The 15825-nt window shown below is 56.0% G+C and carries 13 protein-coding genes and 1 tRNA gene; 10 read left to right on the forward strand and 4 right to left on the reverse strand.

Annotation, left to right across the window (positions count from 1 at the left end; genetic code table 11):
• The gene (locus U8T64_RS00925) at positions 1 to 1086 is read right to left on the reverse strand and encodes an LB_356 family protein (RefSeq protein ID WP_322180047.1); all 1086 of its coding nucleotides are present in this window, start codon (positions 1084 to 1086) and stop codon (positions 1 to 3) included.
• A gap of 149 nt (positions 1087 to 1235) precedes the next feature.
• Between U8T64_RS00925 and U8T64_RS00930 the strand changes: the two genes are divergently transcribed.
• Positions 1236 to 2831, forward strand: coding sequence for a glycosyltransferase-like membrane protein (locus tag U8T64_RS00930; protein ID WP_322180049.1), 1596 nt, complete (start codon positions 1236 to 1238; stop codon positions 2829 to 2831).
• 55 nt (positions 2832 to 2886) lie between these two features.
• Here the strand turns inward: U8T64_RS00930 and U8T64_RS00935 are convergent, their stop codons facing one another.
• Positions 2887 to 3141, reverse strand: a complete 255-nt coding sequence (locus U8T64_RS00935) for a sporulation transcriptional regulator SpoIIID (RefSeq protein ID WP_322180051.1) — start codon at positions 3139 to 3141, stop codon at positions 2887 to 2889.
• A 127-nt stretch (positions 3142 to 3268) separates the two neighbouring features.
• Positions 3269 to 4942, reverse strand: coding sequence for a glycoside hydrolase family 3 N-terminal domain-containing protein (locus U8T64_RS00940; protein WP_322180053.1), 1674 nt, complete (start codon positions 4940 to 4942; stop codon positions 3269 to 3271).
• A 555-nt stretch (positions 4943 to 5497) separates the two neighbouring features.
• Between U8T64_RS00940 and U8T64_RS00945 the strand changes: the two genes are divergently transcribed.
• The 6 genes from U8T64_RS00945 to U8T64_RS00970 all read left to right on the forward strand — a co-directional run bounded on the left by U8T64_RS00945 (position 5498) and on the right by U8T64_RS00970 (position 11266).
• Positions 5498 to 6202: an HAD family hydrolase gene (locus tag U8T64_RS00945; protein ID WP_322180055.1), complete on the forward strand. Its 705-nt coding sequence runs from the start codon at positions 5498 to 5500 to the stop codon at positions 6200 to 6202.
• Positions 6203 to 6238: 36 nt separating this feature from the next.
• Positions 6239 to 7630: an MATE family efflux transporter gene (locus tag U8T64_RS00950; protein WP_322180057.1), complete on the forward strand. Its 1392-nt coding sequence runs from the start codon at positions 6239 to 6241 to the stop codon at positions 7628 to 7630.
• A gap of 71 nt (positions 7631 to 7701) precedes the next feature.
• Entirely contained in the window at positions 7702 to 8430 is a 729-nt protein-coding gene (locus U8T64_RS00955; RefSeq protein ID WP_322180058.1) for a PHP domain-containing protein, read from the forward strand.
• A gap of 57 nt (positions 8431 to 8487) precedes the next feature.
• Positions 8488 to 9339, forward strand: a complete 852-nt coding sequence (locus U8T64_RS00960; protein WP_322180060.1) for a TolB family protein — start codon at positions 8488 to 8490, stop codon at positions 9337 to 9339.
• Between the two features lie 107 nt (positions 9340 to 9446).
• On the forward strand, positions 9447 to 10646 hold the full coding sequence (locus U8T64_RS00965) for an L-serine ammonia-lyase (protein WP_322180062.1): 1200 nt from the start codon (positions 9447 to 9449) through the stop codon (positions 10644 to 10646).
• Between the two features lie 44 nt (positions 10647 to 10690).
• A complete protein-coding gene (locus U8T64_RS00970) occupies positions 10691 to 11266 on the forward strand; it encodes a DUF4364 family protein (protein ID WP_322180064.1) in 576 nt (191 codons plus the stop codon).
• Positions 11267 to 11591: 325 nt separating this feature from the next.
• Here U8T64_RS00970 and U8T64_RS00975 read toward each other — a convergent pair whose 3' ends face one another.
• Complete coding sequence (locus U8T64_RS00975; RefSeq protein ID WP_322180067.1) at positions 11592 to 12329, reverse strand: hypothetical protein; 738 nt, start codon at positions 12327 to 12329, stop codon at positions 11592 to 11594.
• A gap of 179 nt (positions 12330 to 12508) precedes the next feature.
• Between U8T64_RS00975 and U8T64_RS00980 the strand changes: the two genes are divergently transcribed.
• The 3 genes from U8T64_RS00980 (at position 12509) to U8T64_RS00990 (ending at position 15767) form a co-directional block, all read left to right on the forward strand.
• Positions 12509 to 14692: an alpha-galactosidase gene (locus U8T64_RS00980; RefSeq protein ID WP_322180069.1), complete on the forward strand. Its 2184-nt coding sequence runs from the start codon at positions 12509 to 12511 to the stop codon at positions 14690 to 14692.
• A 97-nt stretch (positions 14693 to 14789) separates the two neighbouring features.
• Positions 14790 to 14865 (forward strand) — tRNA-Lys (locus U8T64_RS00985).
• Positions 14866 to 15038: 173 nt separating this feature from the next.
• The gene (locus U8T64_RS00990; protein WP_367575385.1) at positions 15039 to 15767 is read left to right on the forward strand and encodes a Fic family protein; all 729 of its coding nucleotides are present in this window, start codon (positions 15039 to 15041) and stop codon (positions 15765 to 15767) included.
• Positions 15768 to 15825: the final 58 nt, after the last annotated feature.

A 15825-nucleotide genomic window follows, 5' to 3' on the forward strand; every position in this document is an offset into this window, starting at 1 on the left:
TCACTCCTTTGCCGGATTCAGCCGGACGGGCTTGCTGTCCGCTTCCTTCCGCAGCTCGTCAAACCGCGCCGCCCGCTGCCGCCAAAGGGCGTCGTCCCCGTTTCCGGCGGGAGAAACACCCCATTCCGGAAGCCTTTCCGCCAGATACCGGGAAAATTTTTCCGCGCCCCGGTAGTTCAAATGCCTGGGGTCGTAAAAATCCGTGGAAAGGGTAAAGCCCATTTCGTCAAAGTCCTCGTTGAAATCCACCAGCTCCATGCCCAGGGCCTCCAGATCCTCCGTGATCCTGTGAAGCCACTGCCCGTCAAGCCGCTGGGGCAGCGGGGAAAGGAAAAATACGGGCCGTATCCCCTGCTCCTTACAGAATTCCACAATCTTTTCGAGAGAGGCCGCGTCCCGCTCGTATTCCTCCGGCGTTACCTCCACCTTCCGCAGGGAAAGCCCCTCAATGGGCATGGCCTCGTCCAGAAACGTATAGCCCGCCAGAGGATCGGCCTCATATCCCAAAAGCCCTTCCTTTACGTCCTGAAGGGAAAGCTTGTCCCAGCGGTCGTGATAGGCATACAGGGGAAACAGCAGGCCCGTGCGGTCGCTGCCCCGGGTCTCCTCAAAGATCAGGCTCAGCCGCTCTGCTCCCCAGGGCAGGAAGGTCAGATTTGTCTTTAAGGAACGGTCCCGCTTCAAAACAAGGCCGGTCACTTCAATAAACACCGTTTTGGGAGACTGGGTTTTGCAGGCCTCCCGTAAATAGCGGTAGGTAACGGGCATGGGCTGGGTAGGCCCTGCCATTACAAAGGAGGAAACGCCCGTTTCCTCATAGAGCACAGAGGGAATGATATCACAGTAGGCCAGGGAAGAACCGAAAAACAGCGTGTCCACGGAATTTTCCGGCTCCTGCCGGTACATGCCCCACACCGCGCCGTAATCGTGGCGCTTGGGCGTCAGCACCGGCACTATGACGGCGCAGAACAACGCCAGCGCCAGAAGCAGGCAAAGAAGGCCACATAGCTCCTTTTTCCAGGACATGGGCTTTTTCTCCGCTTCCGCCGGTTCTGCTTTTCCAGTCGTTTCCAAATTTCGTTTCATAGCCGCCGTAAGTTCCTTTCTCAAAAAACTTCTCTTTTTCTATTGGTCAGAATACCATAAAAGGCCTTTCTTTTCAATACTCCCCCACCTCTTGACCTTTCCCCATTCCCATATTATACTAATTTTCAGGAAAAGGGGGGAAGGAGCCTATGGAAAAGGTACTGGCGGCTCAAAATGCCGCGAAGGAAACTGAAAAACCCACAAAAGTCTTTCTTGTTTTAAGCGTGCTCCTGGGTACGCTTTTGGGGCTTTTCTTCCTTCCCATGCTGTTTTACTGCTTTGCGGATACCGGAGAAATGCTGCCGCTGCTGTGCTTTTTCCTGCCCCTGGCCGCCATGGGCCTGTGGTGCGCCTCCAAGGGCATCGACGCGCTGACTCTGCCGAAGCGCCTGCAATACGCTTGCATCATCTGCGGCTGCGGGCTTCTGCTGGCCTTTCAGCTCCGGCTGGCGAAGGCTCTTTACGGCAACATCGCCTATGACTTCAACTATTTGTACGTGGCGGCCCGGGGCATGGCCTGGGAACGGACCTTAGGGGGCTGCCAGGAATATTTTGCCCGGTTTCCCAACAATCTCTTCCTGGCCCTGGCCTTCGCGGCGGTCATCAAAATTTCCGGCGCGCTGGGGATCACCAATTTCATGGCGGTGCTTACCGGGTGCAGCGTGATAGCGGTAGACCTTTCCATTCTGCTCGCCTGCTTGTGTGCCCGGAAAATGCTGGGAAACAAGGCCGCTTTTTTGACCTTTCTGTTCAGTATTCCCCTGGTGATCCTGCATTATGGCATTGTGAACCCTTATTCCGATACCTTTGGCATGCTTTTCCCCGTATTTCTGCTGTTTCTATACCTGTACTGTCCCAAAAAGGAAGTCTTCGCCTGTTTGACCGCGGCCCTGATGGGCCTCACCGCCGCCGTGGGCTATAAAATAAAGCCACAAACGATCATTCTTGCCATTGCCATCGGCCTTACGGAGCTTTTCTTCCATCGGATCGATAAAAAGCGGCTTCTGCTTTTGGGCCGGCGCTTTCTCTGCTTCCTTCTGGCGCTGGCGCTTTGCACCGCCGCGCTGAACGCCTGTATGCGGGGCCTGACCCGCCATGTGCTGACTGATGAGCTGCGGGCGGAAAAGGAAACGCCCTTCACCCATTATCTGATGATGGGCCTGAATCCCGGCACCGGCGGCTTTATCAGCGAAGAGGATTATGCCGCCACCACCAGTTTCTCCACCAAGGAGGAAAAGATCGCCTACAACCTGCGGGTAACTGGCGAGCGCCTTTCCGACTTGGGGATCGTGGGCTATGGCAGGTTCCTTCTGGAAAAGGGCCGCCATATTTTCCACAGCGTCTACATGGATATGTGGATCCGCACTCCCTTTCTGAATGAAGATCCTTTGAGCAAGGCGCTGCAGCAAACCTTCTGCCAGGGCGGCCAGGGCTTTTCCGTCTACATGCAGCTTCTGCAGGCCCTGTGGGTTCTTCTTTTCCTGTTTTGGGTGCTGCCCCTGTTTTTCTGCCGGGAAGGCTACCGGAACAAAACCGTTACCGTTCTCCGCCTGACCGTAATGGGCCTTACCGCCTTCCAGCTTCTCTTCGAAGCCGGCGCCCGCTACCGCTTCCATCAGTTCCCCATCTTTATTCTGCTGGCGGCATGGGGAATGCTGGCTCTCCCGGAGGGGATCCGCTCTACCTGGCAAGAGCTTCGAAAAAAGGCTCAAGTTCTGAAAGACAGAATTCCTGTCCGCAAATAAACCTTCTCCCGACATAAAAAAGCAGCCCCCTGGGCTGCTTTTTTAATGATACCGTCTACTTTTTCGCCTCATACTTCCGCTTGGTGGCAAGGCCGCCCCGAATATGGCGCTGGGCCTTATTGACCGCCAGCACGTTTTTCACATCCCGGTACAGGCCGCTGTCGATATATTTTAACCGCTGGGAAACGTCCTTATGTACCGTGCTTTTGCTGACGCCGAACTGCTTTGCCGCCCGGCGGACAGTGGCCTTGTTTTCTACAATGAATTCCCCTAACCTTGTGGCTCTGTCGTCGATCACATTATTTGCCATATAGAACACCCCTTTTTGGTGTTCTATATGTATGCGGCTGGGTAAGCCGGTATGATGGGGAAAAGCACGGGTTCCGTTATTTTCTGAGGAAAAAATTGTCAATGCCTGCCAGAGCGGAACTTTTTTCTTACAGCAGCCCCTTCGTTTCCTTCCATTCTAAGATTCGGCGGACGGATTCTTCCACGCGCTTTTGGGGCACCGCTCCGTTTTTTGCCGCCGTGAGCAGGGCTTGGTAATCTTCGCTCCAATCGGAGGTCAAAAGCAGGTCGTTTCCCGCCAGGAACGCCGCAACGGCAGGAGACTGGCCGCCGGTGTAGAGCTTGATGGCGTCCATGGAAAGGTCGTCTGTCATAATGACCCCTGTAAAGGAAAGCTCTTCACGCAGAAGCTCGTGAACGGGCTTCGAGAGAGAGGCGGGCTTCTGGGGATCCATGGCTGTTACGATATTGTGGGAGACCAGAACGCTAGGGGCCCCGGCCCTGATCCCGGCCGCAAAGGGCAGGAAATCCTCCTTCTGAAACTGCTCATAGGGCCTGTTATCCACGGAGATCCCCGTATGGGTGTTCAAATTGCCGCCATAGCCAGGGAAATGCTTCAGCGCCCCGGAAAGGTTCTTTTCCTCCATGGTTTCCACCATAGCGCCGATCACCCCGGCGGTCTCACTGGCAGGAACACCTATTGTGCGGCTGTACATATAATCCCCGGGATCGGTGGACACATCGCACACCGGGGCAAGGTTCAGGTTGATGCCAAGCTCCAGCAGCAGCCCGGCCTTCGCTTCCGTATCAGCGCGGATCCCCTCGAGCCCGCCTTTTTGGTAGATCTCCTGAGGAGAGGCAAAGGGAGCGGAGGCAAGCTTGGGATTGGAGCTGACGCGCACCACCGTGCCGCCCTCTTCATCGACGGCGATCAAAAGCGGAGTTTTCGCGGACTCCTGCAGGCTCCGGGCCATGGCCTGCACCTCTGCCTTGGTTTTCCCCTGAAAGTCCCTGGCGTACAGAGTATAGCCCGCCGGCTGAAGGCTCTTTGTCAGAGCCGCCGCGCCGCTGCCGGGACAACGGGGCAAAAAGAGCTGGCCCACCTTTTCCTCCAGCGTCATGCCCGACAGGAGGCGGTCGATTTTGGAGGGCAGCGGAAGAGAAACCGGCTCTGTTTGGATCGTTTTTTTGCACAGCACATTTCGGGCGCTGTAAAGGATCTGGGCCAGCTGCGCCCGGGTGGCGATCCCCCGGGGGTTCAGCACGGCGGCGGATTCCCCGTGCAGGATCCCCTTGCCAACGGCCCAGTCCATCGCCTCCCTGGCATAATGGGAAACCTGGGAATAATCCCGGAAAGAGGGGGCCTGGGCCGCTGCGGAAACATCATTTCCGGTACAGCATGCGTAACGGTACAGGATCGCCGCGATCTGCTCCCTGGTGGCGGGGGCGTTGGGCTGAAACAGAAAGCCCCCCACGCCGGAAACAATGGCATACCGCGCCGCCCACTCCACGGAGGAAGCGTACCACCGGTCGAGAGGCACGTCCAGAAAATGCTGTTCAGAGGCTTCCTCCCCTTTCACACCGGATAGATTCGCCAGCACCGTGACCACCATGGCCCGGGTCACAACGCCGTTGGGCTCAAACCGGTCCGCCGAAACACCGTGAAAAAGCCCCTGCTGATAGGTATAGGCCACCGCCCCGGAAAACCAGTCCTTTTCCTTCACGTCCCGAAATGGGTGGGGCGAAAATACCGCCGAAGCGGGGCTGAACACAAGAACTCCGGCAAGAAGAACAGAAACCAAGCAGAACCAAAGCTTTTTCATAGAAGAAGCACCTCTTTTCAGCGCTTGTCCCCGGCAAAGAAACGCGTTGTTGTCCGTTTTTTCTATTATACTCATTTTTGCTGTGAAAAAGCAAGCCAGGACCATAGCGGGTTTTGCCTTTGTGAAGCGTCCCGCCTTTTGGCTTTTTCTCAATCATTTGACGTGTCAAAGAAACCAATAAAATCTTCAAAGCCAAAGGATTGAAATACAAGCGCCGCATGTGCTATACTTTATAATAATTTGGTTCAGACTGTCGATAAACCCTCTTACCATCAGAAACGGAAGGGGGAAGAGTGTGAGAGGGGACCATCAGGGGCGCTGGTCTCCGGCGAAGACCGCCAAGCTCCGTTCTCGTTTGTCAACTCGGTCGGTGCTGGACGTGCCCCACTGGGGCACGTCCAGCACCCAAACCGACAGGCGAGACCCCTCTCTCTCATTTTAATCGCAACCTATTGGAAAAATCTATGATTTTTCCAATAGGTTTGTGCGGGGCGAAAATCTTTTTCGACACGCTCGGTTTTTGCCTGTTTTGGAATAAGGGAAGGGGGCCTTTCTATGATTCGATGCGCTATTTTTGACGCGGACGGCACGTTGATCGATTCCATGCCCATGTGGCGGGATATTACTTATGAATACGCCGCCAGCAAGGGGATCCGGGCGCCGGAGGGGCTGCACTGTACTCTGAACCGCCTGAGCATAGAGCAGTGCGCGGAATATTACCGGAACCTGGGCGCTTCCGGAACTGTTCCGCAGATCATGGAGGAACTGGCGGCCTGGGCCTACCGGGGCTATTGCGACCGGGTAGGCCCAAAGCCTCACGCGGCGGAATTTGTGCGCCTGCTTCACGAAAACGGCATTAAAACAGCAGTCGCTACCGCCTCTCATGCAGATGGGGTAAGGGCCGCACTGGAGCGCGCCGGTATTCTGCCCTATGTAGATTTTCTTACCACCTGCACGGAGGTAGGAAAAAGCAAAGAGCATCCCGATGTTTTTCTTCACTGCGCGAACAGCTTCGGCGCGTCCCCCCGGGAAAGCGTGGTTTTTGAGGATTCCGCCTATGCCCTGCGCACCGCGAAAAACGCCGGGTTTTCCACAGTGGCTGTGGTGGACGGCATTTCCGTAACCGGGGACTGCCCTGAGGAGACCGCCGATGGGATCCGAACCCTTTCCAGCCGCTGCATTTCGGACTATGGAGAATTGATCACTGAGCTCTGCCCCCCGGAGGAGCCCTTCGGGGAAAGTCTTTCCGGCATTTTATAAGCTTTTTTGTTTCATTTTGAGGAGGAATTCTTTTTGATGTCCCAATTTCGGAAAAAATACATAGGGGATAAGGCCTTTTACGCCACGGTGATGCAGCTTGTGCTGCCCATGATCGTGCAGCAGGGCATTACCCAGTTCGTAAACCTGCTGGATAACGTGATGGTAGGCCGGCTGGGCACCGCGCCCATGTCCGGCGTTGCCATTGTCAACCAGATCGTCTTTATTTTTAACCTTACCATCTTCGGCGGCCTGTCCGGCGCGTCCATTTTCGGCGCGCAGTTTTTCGGCAAGGGTGATCAGAAGGGCGTGCGGGACACCTTCCGCTTCCGCGTTTTGTTTGCCTTTGTGGTGCTGCTTTTGGGGATCGGCGTGTTTTTTCTGTTCGGGGAGCAGCTGTTCGGGTTGTACCTCAACAAAGAGGCCTCCAGCGCGGCGGATATCGCGGCGACCCTGGGCTATGCAAAAAGCTATATGAACGTGATCCTGTGGGGCCTGCTCCCCTTTGTGGCGGTGCAGTGCTTCTCCAGCGTTCTGCGGGACGCCGGGGAGACTGTTTCTCCCATGATCGCCAGCGTGATCGCCATTTCCGTCAACCTGGTTTTGAATTATCTTTTGATCTTCGGCAGCTTTGGTTTCCCCAAAATGGGGGTAGCGGGTGCGGCCCTGGCCACTGTGATCGCCCGGTATCTGGAGGCTTTTTATCTCATTGTGCGCACCTACCGCCACAAGCACAAATTTCCTTTCCTGGTAGGAGCCTTTCGCAGCTTCCGGGTGCCCTTGCCCCTGGTCAAGCGCATTGCCGTAACCGGCACGCCGCTGCTGCTGAATGAAGCCCTGTGGGCCATGGGTATGGCGGCGATCCAGGTGTGTTATGCCACCCGGGGCCTTACCGCGGTGGCCGCCGCGAATATTGAATCTACTGTGTACAACCTGTTTTCCATTTTGATCATGGCCTCGGGAAACGCCGTGGGCATTCTTTCCGGGCAGCTTTTGGGCGCCAACGATATTGAGGGGGCCAAGGACGCCGTGCGGAAACTGCTGTTTCTTACAGTGATCGCCAACCTGGGCGTGGGACTGATCATCATTGGCACCTCCCCCTTTATCCCCTATATTTACAACACCGAGCCTGCCGTGCGGGAAACCGCCACCCGGCTGCTGATGATAGTGGGCGCTTTTATGCCCCTGATGTCTTACATCAACGGCTGCTACTTTACCATTCGCTCCGGGGGAAAGACCTTTATCACCTTTCTCTTTGACTGCGTGTTTACCTGGGTGGTCTGCCTGCCCATCGCCTACCTGACCTGTACCTTTACCAGCCTTTCCGTGGTGGGCGTGTTCTTTTGCGTACAGTGCGCGGATATTATCAAGGTCGTGATCGGCGGGCTGATGATCCGCTCGGGCATTTGGGCCAATAATGTAGTGAAATAGTAGTTAGCCGTCAGTTGTTAGTTGTTAGAGAAGGGCGTTTAGACGACGGCCATAGAAAAGGATGCTTGTGTATGAAGGAACTTTCAGAGCGTTACCCCTATCGTTATGAGACACATTGTCACTGCTGCTGGTGCAGCGCCTGTGCGAGAAGCTCTCCCCAGGAGATGGCGGAGGCCTATTTTCGTGCGGGCTATGCGGGCATGGTGCTGACCGATCATTTCCTGCGGGGAAATTCCGCTGTGGACCGTACCCTGCCCTGGGAGGAAAAAATGCGGCGCTATTATGCCGCCTATGAGGCCGCCGCAGCGTGGGGCGCCGCCCGGGGCTTTTCCGTGCTGTTCGGCTTGGAGCACCACTATGGAGACGGCAAGGAAGTTCTCACCTATGGAATCGACCTGCCCTTTCTGCTGGAAAATCCCGGCCTGCACCTGCTCCCCTTAGAGGAATACGCCGATCTGGTCCACAGGGCGGGCGGGTTTCTTTCCATGGCCCACCCTTTCCGGGACCGGGACTACATCAACATGGCGGTAAAGCCCCAGCCTCAGTTTTTGGACGGCGTGGAAATCTTTAATTTTTACAACAGTGAGGAAGAAAACAAAAAGGCTGCCAAATTCGCGAAAAAACACGGTCTTCTTCCCACCTCCGGCGGCGACGAGCACCGGGCAAACGGTCCCTCCATCGGCAGGACGGGCCTTGCCTTCAAAACTCCGGTTCCCACGGGAAAAGAGCTGGTGGAAGCTCTGAAAAGCGGAAAGTACGGGCTGATCATCAACGGGGAAACCGTTCCCATAAGCCTCTGAAGCGCCTTTTGCGCGAAGCTTTGTACAATATCATTTTTCTATAAGGGGATCTTTTTCATGGAGCAAAAAGTCACTTCCATCTTAGAGACCGTGGAAATTTCCACCGGCATCCGCACGGTCCTGCGGGAATTCGATCACCTGATCGAAGCCCCCAACTGGCTGCCGGACGGTAAAAAGCTTCTGTACAACGCCGGCGGCGGGCTGTGGCTTTTCGACCTTGCTACAGGGGAAAGCGTCCGCATTGGAGAGGGACTTGCCGATTACTGCAACAACGATCATGTGCTTTCTCCCGATGGAAAATTCGTGGGCATCAGCCAGGGAACTGCCGGAAACTGGCGCTCCAGGATCTATGTGATGCCCCTGTCCGGCAGGGAGCTTCGCCCGGTCACAGAGGCTTCTCCCAGCTATCTGCACGGCTGGTCGCCTGACGGAAGCACCCTGGCCTACTGCGCGGAGCGAAATGGCGAATTCGATATTTACACCATTCCCGTGGAGGGCGGCGAGGAGCGGCGGCTTACCGACGCCCCCGGCCTGAACGATGGCCCGGAGTATTCCCCGGACGGCAGACAGATCTGGTTTAATTCCGTGCGCACCGGGCTGATGCAGATATGGCGCATGACCCCGGACGGCAGCGTCCAAACCCGGGTCACCTTTCATGAGGATCTGAACTGCTGGTTCCCCCATCTTTCCCCCGATGGTACAAAAGTAGCCTATATCGCCTATCACAAGGGAGATGTGGAACCCGGAGACCACCCTGCCAATCAAAACGTGGAGATCCATCTCATGGATCCGGACGGCACGGAGGACACGGTGCTGTGCAGCCTGTTCGGCGGACAGGGCACCTTAAACGTCAACAGCTGGTCCCCCTGCGGGAAGCGGCTCGCCTTTGTCAGCTACCGGCTGGGCTGATTCTTTTCAATGGGCTGTTTCTCCCCTTGACTTTCTTGTGGGAAGCGGGCATACTAAAGCCATAGAGGCCAAGGCCTTACAAACAACCTTGCTTTTGGAGAGAAGCTATGGAATCACTAAAGGAATTGTATCGAATCGGCAGGGGACCCTCCAGTTCTCACACCATGGGGCCGTCTCACGCCGCCGCCCTGTTTCGGAAGGCCTTTCCCCAGGCGGACAGCTTTCAGGCCACGCTGTACGGCTCCCTGGCCAAAACCGGACGAGGGCACTTGACCGATGTGGCCGTCAAGGACGCTTTCGCGCCGCTCTATGCCGGGGTGCTCTTCAACACGGAGGTCACGGAGCTGAAGCACCCCAACACCATGGAGCTGGAGGCTTTTCAGAACGGGACAAGCCTGGGCTCCTGGCGGGTGTACAGCGTAGGCGGCGGAAAAATCGAGATCGAGGGACGAGGCTCGGAGGCCCCGCAGGATATTTACCCCCTGAACACCTTTGCGGAGGTGAAGGCCTACTGCCAGGAAAAAAAGTTGAGGCTGTGGCAGTTCGCCGAAGAGCGCGAGGGCCCGGAGCTGTGGGACTATCTTGCAGAGGTTTGGGACTGCATGAAGGCCGCCGCCAGAAACGGCCTGGAGGCCGAGGGTGTTCTGCGGGGCGGGCTGAACGTACAGCGGAAGGCTAAATTTCTCTTCCGCCAGCGCCACATTGACGAAAGCGCGGAAACCCGGGAAAACCGGGTGGTGTGCGCCTACGCCTATGCTGTCAGCGAGGAAAACGCGGGCGGCGGCACCATTGTCACCGCCCCCACCTGCGGGGCCTGCGGCGTACTGCCCGCCGTAATGCTTTACGAACAGGAGCGGCACGGCTTTTCCGACACGGAGATCCTTCACGCGCTGGCCGCCGCCGGGATCATCGGCAACATCATCAAAACCAACGCCTCCATTTCCGGGGCGGAATGCGGCTGCCAGGCGGAGATCGGCAGCGCCTGCTCCATGGCCTCCGCCGGGCTGGCGGAGCTGTTCGGCATGGAGCTGGATCAGATCGAATACGCGGCGGAGGTGGCTATGGAGCACCACCTGGGCCTGACCTGTGACCCCATCGGCGGCCTGGTGCAGATCCCCTGCATTGAGCGCAACGCCGTGGCGGCCATGCGGGCCATCAATGCCCTGAGCCTGGCGAATTTCCTCACCTATACCCGAAAGATCAGCTTTGACATGGTGGTGAGAACCATGTACGAAACCGGCCGGGATCTGTTCAGCAAGTACCGGGAAACCAGCGAGGGCGGGCTTGCGAAGGTCTACACGGAATAAAAAGCTTGCACCACCGGTACAAGCTCCAAGAAGGGAGAAAGCCTATGGAATCGAACGCCTTTACCGGCGGCGTGGAGCCGGGCGGCCTTTGGAATCAGAACGATATCCGTATTTTGCTGTGCTATATTTTGAACAGCGTAAACGGGCCCCTTTCCGGCGAAAGCATTTCTCAAATCGTACAGGAAAAAGCCCTGGCAAATTATTTTGAGGTGGGAGACGCTTTAGCGGCCCTGCTTCGGCAGGGAAACCTCCGGCAGGACGAGGAGGGCCTTTACACCGTGACCCCCGCCGGGCGGGAGATTGCCCAAAGCCTGGACGCCACCCTGCCCCTTTCCGTGCGGGATAAGGCGCTAGAGGCCGCCCTGCGGCTGATGGCGGACAGCAAGGCTCGCCGGGAAAACCGGGTAGAGCTTGCGGAAACGGAAAACGGCTTTCACGTGACCTGCCATATTTCCGGCGGCGCTCTGGATCTGATGGAAATTTCCCTCTACGCGCCGGACAAAAACCAGGCAAAGCTCATTGAGCAAAATTTTTACCAAAACCCCGAAGGCATCTACAAGCTGCTGCTTTCCGCCCTGACCGGAGACAAGGAATACGCCCGCTCTTATTTTGAAAAATAGAAGCAGAAATAATGAGCAGTTAGGAATGAGCAATGAGCAATTTTAGGGGCGGAGTTCGATAAATTGGGATTTATTTGCCCTTAGCCTCCCCTTGTTTACAAGGGGAGGGGGACCGCCGAACGGCGGTGGAAGGGATCGGGCTTGCGCAGAAAGCTGTATAAAATCGCTGGCTTCCAATCCCCTTAGTCAGCCTTTGGCTGACAGCTCCCCTTACACGGTAAGGGGAGCCTAAAGGAGACAAACTATCATTTATCGCTCTGTCATTGCCCTTCATTCCTCATTGTTCATTTCTAATTTCTCATTGCCCTTTTTCTGCCGGGAGCTCCTATAGCTCAACAGACCCGTTCGTATCGTTCCCTTCCGCGCTGTCGATCAGGAAAACTGCTTCGCCGTCATCGGAATACCTGGTAAAATACTCGATCTCTTCTCCATAGTTCTCCAGGGTCTCCCGGCTGAGCTCTCTGCCCCAGCTGATCTGACAGGTGTTATAGTCCGCGTTGACCTCCGCCACGGCGACGCCGGCTTCGCTTTTTCCGATCACCAGCATGGAGTGGTTTTCCACCGTCAGGCGGATCTGGTCGCCGGGCCGGAGCCTTTCGTAGCTGCGGTGCATAGAGACGGGCGCGTCCGCCCCGAAAAGCTGGTCGCTGAGCATGCTGCTGAAGCCCAGGCACTGGCTGCCGTCATAAAAGGGGAAAAACTCGTCTGTGGCGCCCCGGTAGGAATTGCAGTATTCTTTTCCCAAGGCCTCATGGTCACAGGGAATTTCCGTTACAATGCTCCAGCTCTCTTCTCCGGGGGACAGCTCGTGTCCGCAATGATTCCAGTAGCTTCCCGAAGGGAACCGGGCTTCCAGCTCCTGGAGGCGTATTTGGAGCGCTTCCTCGCCGCTCTCTTCCCTGGGCGGCGCAGACGGCTCCCGGTGCGCGGGAGGTGGGGCGGCCTCCTCCGGAAATAGGAGCTGAGCGGAAAACAGGACCACCGCCATTGCGATGCCGGTCAGAGCCAGAATCCATTTTCCAAAATGATTCCTTCTTCTGCTTTTTCTCCTCCGCTTTCCCATGCCGTACCCTTCTCCCTTTTCTCTGTCCATATAGAGCGGTTCAGGAAACGAAAAGTAAGCGAGGAGAAAGAAACCGGTCTTTTCTATCAAAAAACACGCTTCTTTTCCAAAAGGCCTTGTTCCTCTGTTTTTCCTGTGTTAGAATGGTGCCGTAATTATTTTGGATATGGAGGCGTTTTATGCCTATCAGTTTTGACGAAAAAACAAAAATTTTTAAGCTGGATTCCAAAACCTCCACCTATGCCTTTCTGGTGTATGACCAGGGCTATCTGGTGCATCTGTACTACGGCGCAAAACTGCCGGATACCAATTTGAAGCACCTGATGTACCGGGGCTGGTTCGATTCTCTCAGTCCCTATGCCCACGGTGTGAAGGATCCCCTGTTTTCCGCCGATATCACCCCCATGGAATATCCCGGCAGCGGCGCGGGAGATTTCCGCATTTCCGCCCTTTCCGTTCAGGGGAAGGACGGCAACACGGTCACCGACGCGCGGTATGTTTCCCATAAGATCGTTAAAGGAAAGCCCGGGCTTCCCGGCCTGCCCGCCACCTTCGCCAGGGAGGACGAGGCGGAGACTCTGGAAATTGAGACAATAGACGCCGTTACCGGGGTAAAGGTGTTCCTGCTGTACACCGTATTCGAGGGGTACGGCGCCATGGCCCGCAGTGTGCGGGTGGAAAACGGCGGCTCTTTCCCGGTAGAGCTGGAGCAGGTTTCCAGCGCCTGTCTGGAGCTGCCCGGCATGGAGCTGGACGCGGTACACATGTACGGCAAATGGGCCAAGGAAAACACCACCGTGCGCCACCCTTTGCAGCACGGCATTCAGGCGATCCGCTCCAAGCGGGGCATGACCGGGCCGAACCACAACCCCTTCCTGGCCCTGATCGACCACAGCGCCACGGAGGAAACCGGAAACGCTTACGGGATCAATTTGATCTACAGCGGCAATTTTTCCTTGGACGTGGAGGTGGATACCAGGGGCTGTCCCCGGGTGCTGGCGGGCGTGAACCCCGAGGGCTTCCGCTGGCGGCTGGAGCCGGGAGAAAGCTTTGTTTCCCCGGAAGCGGTGCTGGTGTATTCCGAAAACGGGCTGGGCGGCATGAGCCGCACCTTCCACCATTTCTACCTGGACCATTTGATGCGCAGTGAATGGACGAAAAAGAAGCGTCCTCTGCTTATCAACAGCTGGGAGGCCGCCTTTTTCGATTTTGACGGCGATAAGCTGGTAGAATTCGCCAAGGAAGCCAAAGAGCTGGGCATTGAGCTGCTGGTCATGGACGACGGCTGGTTCGGAAACCGCTTTGACGATCATCGGGCCCTGGGAGACTGGTCCGTCAACGAGGAAAAGCTGGGCGGCACCTTAAAGGAGCTTACAGACCGGGTCAACGCCCTGGGCGTTCAATTCGGCATCTGGTATGAGCCGGAAATGATAAACCCAGACAGCGACCTGTACCGGGCCCACCCCGATTGGGCCATCTGCGCCCCCGGCCGGGAAAAGTCCCTTTCCCGATACCAGTGCGTGCTGGATATGACCCGTGAGGACGTGCGGGACTACATTTTCCAGCAGATGTACGAGGTGATCTCCAAAGCCAATATCGCCTATATCAAATGGGACTGCAACCGCCACATTTCCGAGGCGGCAAGCCTGGCCCTGCCCCCCGAGCGGCAGGGAGAATTTTTCCACCGCTATGTGCTGGGCGTGTACGACCTGATGGATCGGGTCACCACCGCTTTCCCCCATATTCTGCTGGAAAACTGCTCCTCCGGCGGCGGCCGCTTTGACGCGGGCATGCTGTACTATTCCCCCCAGATCTGGGCCAGCGACAACACCGACCCCATTGAGCGGTTGACCATTCAGTTTGGCGCTTCCCTCTGCTACCCCATCGCTTCCATCGGCGCTCACGTGTCCGCCAACCCCAGAACCGATATCACCACCCGGGGCAATGTGGCCATGTGCGGCACCTTTGGCTACGAGCTGGACCCCCGGAAGCTGACCGCCCAGGAAAAGGAGACCGTCAAGAAGCAGGTGGCAGAATACCACAAGTATTACGAGCTGATCCGCTACGGCGATTTTTACCGCCTTACCGCCCCCACGGAGGATCCCTTCCTCTGCGACTGGGAATTTGTGAGCCCGGATAAAACCGAGGTTCTGTTTACCCGTGTGGTCATGCGCAGACCGGAAAACTTGTTCCAGCATAAATGCCTGCGGGGCCTTGACCCGGAAAAGCGGTATACCGATGAGGAAACCGGGGAAACCTATTCCGGAGCCCTGCTGATGCACGCCGGAATAAACCTGAGCCCCGCCTCCGGGCGCTGGCCGGAGGACGGCGAAAGCCTTGTAAAGCATTTCACCGCCCGCTAAAAAGCGGAATCCCGGCCGCAAGAATTTCTGGTTGACAGCCAGGTTTTTCCTTGCTATAATAAGAAAGCTGTCCACCTGCCCGGCGGACAGCCGATCTGACTCATTAGCTCAGTTGGCAGAGCACCTGACTTTTAATCAGGGTGTCCGGGGTTCAAATCCCCGATGGGTCACCAAAAATCGGCAAGTTTCCCAGGGAACTTGTCGATTTTTACTTTTTCACTATTCACTCTTCATTTTTCACCGTATTCTATGCCATCTTTTGAAAAGTTAAGACCACTTTCGGCAATCGATCATAAAAAGCAATTTTTCCACGAAACAAGGAGATATCCGAAGGGAGGCGGAGCATTTGGACTATCAGCGGCTTTGCGAAAAAAGGAATCGGCTTCAGGAGATGCTGCGCCATATTCCAAGTGATGTGATAGGGAAATTCAATTTGGCCTTTGATATTGAATACACCCACAATTCCACTGCCATTGAGGGAAACACCTTAACACTTATTGAGACCAAGGCCCTCTTGGAAGACGGCCTGTCCGTAGCCGGCAAAACTCTGCGGGAAATTTACGAGATTACAAATCATGCCCGTGCGTTCTCCTATGTAAAAGAACGCATTGCAGAGGGCAGTTCCTTGAGCGAACCCATCGTCAAGGAAATTCATGCGCGGCTGATGGAAAATATTCAGGCAGGCGGCATTTACAGGAATATGGAAGTTCGGATTTCCGGCGCCAGCCACAAACCGTCTCCTCCCAGCGAAATGTACTGGCAGATCAAAGATTTTTTTGCCGCTCTTTCTCAAAAAGCAAACCGAAGCGCCATAAAGTCTGCCGCCTGGACACATGCAGAATTTGTACGTATTCACCCGTTTTCAGACGGAAACGGCAGAGCCTCTCGCATGATCATGAATTACCAGCTTATGGCCGCTGATTTTCTGCCTGTTTCTATTGCAAAGGAAAACCGCCTGGAATACTACGAAGCGCTGGACACCTATGCCGTACACCACGACCTGCAGCCCTTCATCGAGATCATTGCCGCCCTGGAAGAGCAGCGTCTGGACGAATACCTGAGCATTATTTGCTGATTGGCAGGATCAGATATAGACCTTTTCCAAATTTCTAAATCTATTGATTTTCAAAAAG

The sequence above is a fragment of the Neglectibacter caecimuris genome (genome assembly GCF_034335015.1).
Taxonomy (GTDB): domain Bacteria; phylum Bacillota; class Clostridia; order Oscillospirales; family Acutalibacteraceae; genus Acutalibacter; species Acutalibacter caecimuris_A.

Excerpts from the sequence above, each read along its gene's own strand:
- U8T64_RS00925 (WP_322180047.1), bottom strand. The coding sequence starts at position 1,086 with ATGAAACGAAATTTGGAAACGACTGGAAAAGCAGAACCGGCGGAAGCG.
- U8T64_RS00930 (WP_322180049.1), top strand. The coding sequence starts at position 1,236 with ATGGAAAAGGTACTGGCGGCTCAAAATGCCGCGAAGGAAACTGAAAAA.
- U8T64_RS00935 (WP_322180051.1), bottom strand. The coding sequence starts at position 3,141 with ATGGCAAATAATGTGATCGACGACAGAGCCACAAGGTTAGGGGAATTC.
- U8T64_RS00940 (WP_322180053.1), bottom strand. The coding sequence starts at position 4,942 with ATGAAAAAGCTTTGGTTCTGCTTGGTTTCTGTTCTTCTTGCCGGAGTT.
- U8T64_RS00945 (WP_322180055.1), top strand. The coding sequence starts at position 5,498 with ATGATTCGATGCGCTATTTTTGACGCGGACGGCACGTTGATCGATTCC.
- U8T64_RS00950 (WP_322180057.1), top strand. The coding sequence starts at position 6,239 with ATGTCCCAATTTCGGAAAAAATACATAGGGGATAAGGCCTTTTACGCC.
- U8T64_RS00955 (WP_322180058.1), top strand. The coding sequence starts at position 7,702 with ATGAAGGAACTTTCAGAGCGTTACCCCTATCGTTATGAGACACATTGT.
- U8T64_RS00960 (WP_322180060.1), top strand. The coding sequence starts at position 8,488 with ATGGAGCAAAAAGTCACTTCCATCTTAGAGACCGTGGAAATTTCCACC.
- U8T64_RS00965 (WP_322180062.1), top strand. The coding sequence starts at position 9,447 with ATGGAATCACTAAAGGAATTGTATCGAATCGGCAGGGGACCCTCCAGT.
- U8T64_RS00970 (WP_322180064.1), top strand. The coding sequence starts at position 10,691 with ATGGAATCGAACGCCTTTACCGGCGGCGTGGAGCCGGGCGGCCTTTGG.
- U8T64_RS00975 (WP_322180067.1), bottom strand. The coding sequence starts at position 12,329 with ATGGGAAAGCGGAGGAGAAAAAGCAGAAGAAGGAATCATTTTGGAAAA.
- U8T64_RS00980 (WP_322180069.1), top strand. The coding sequence starts at position 12,509 with ATGCCTATCAGTTTTGACGAAAAAACAAAAATTTTTAAGCTGGATTCC.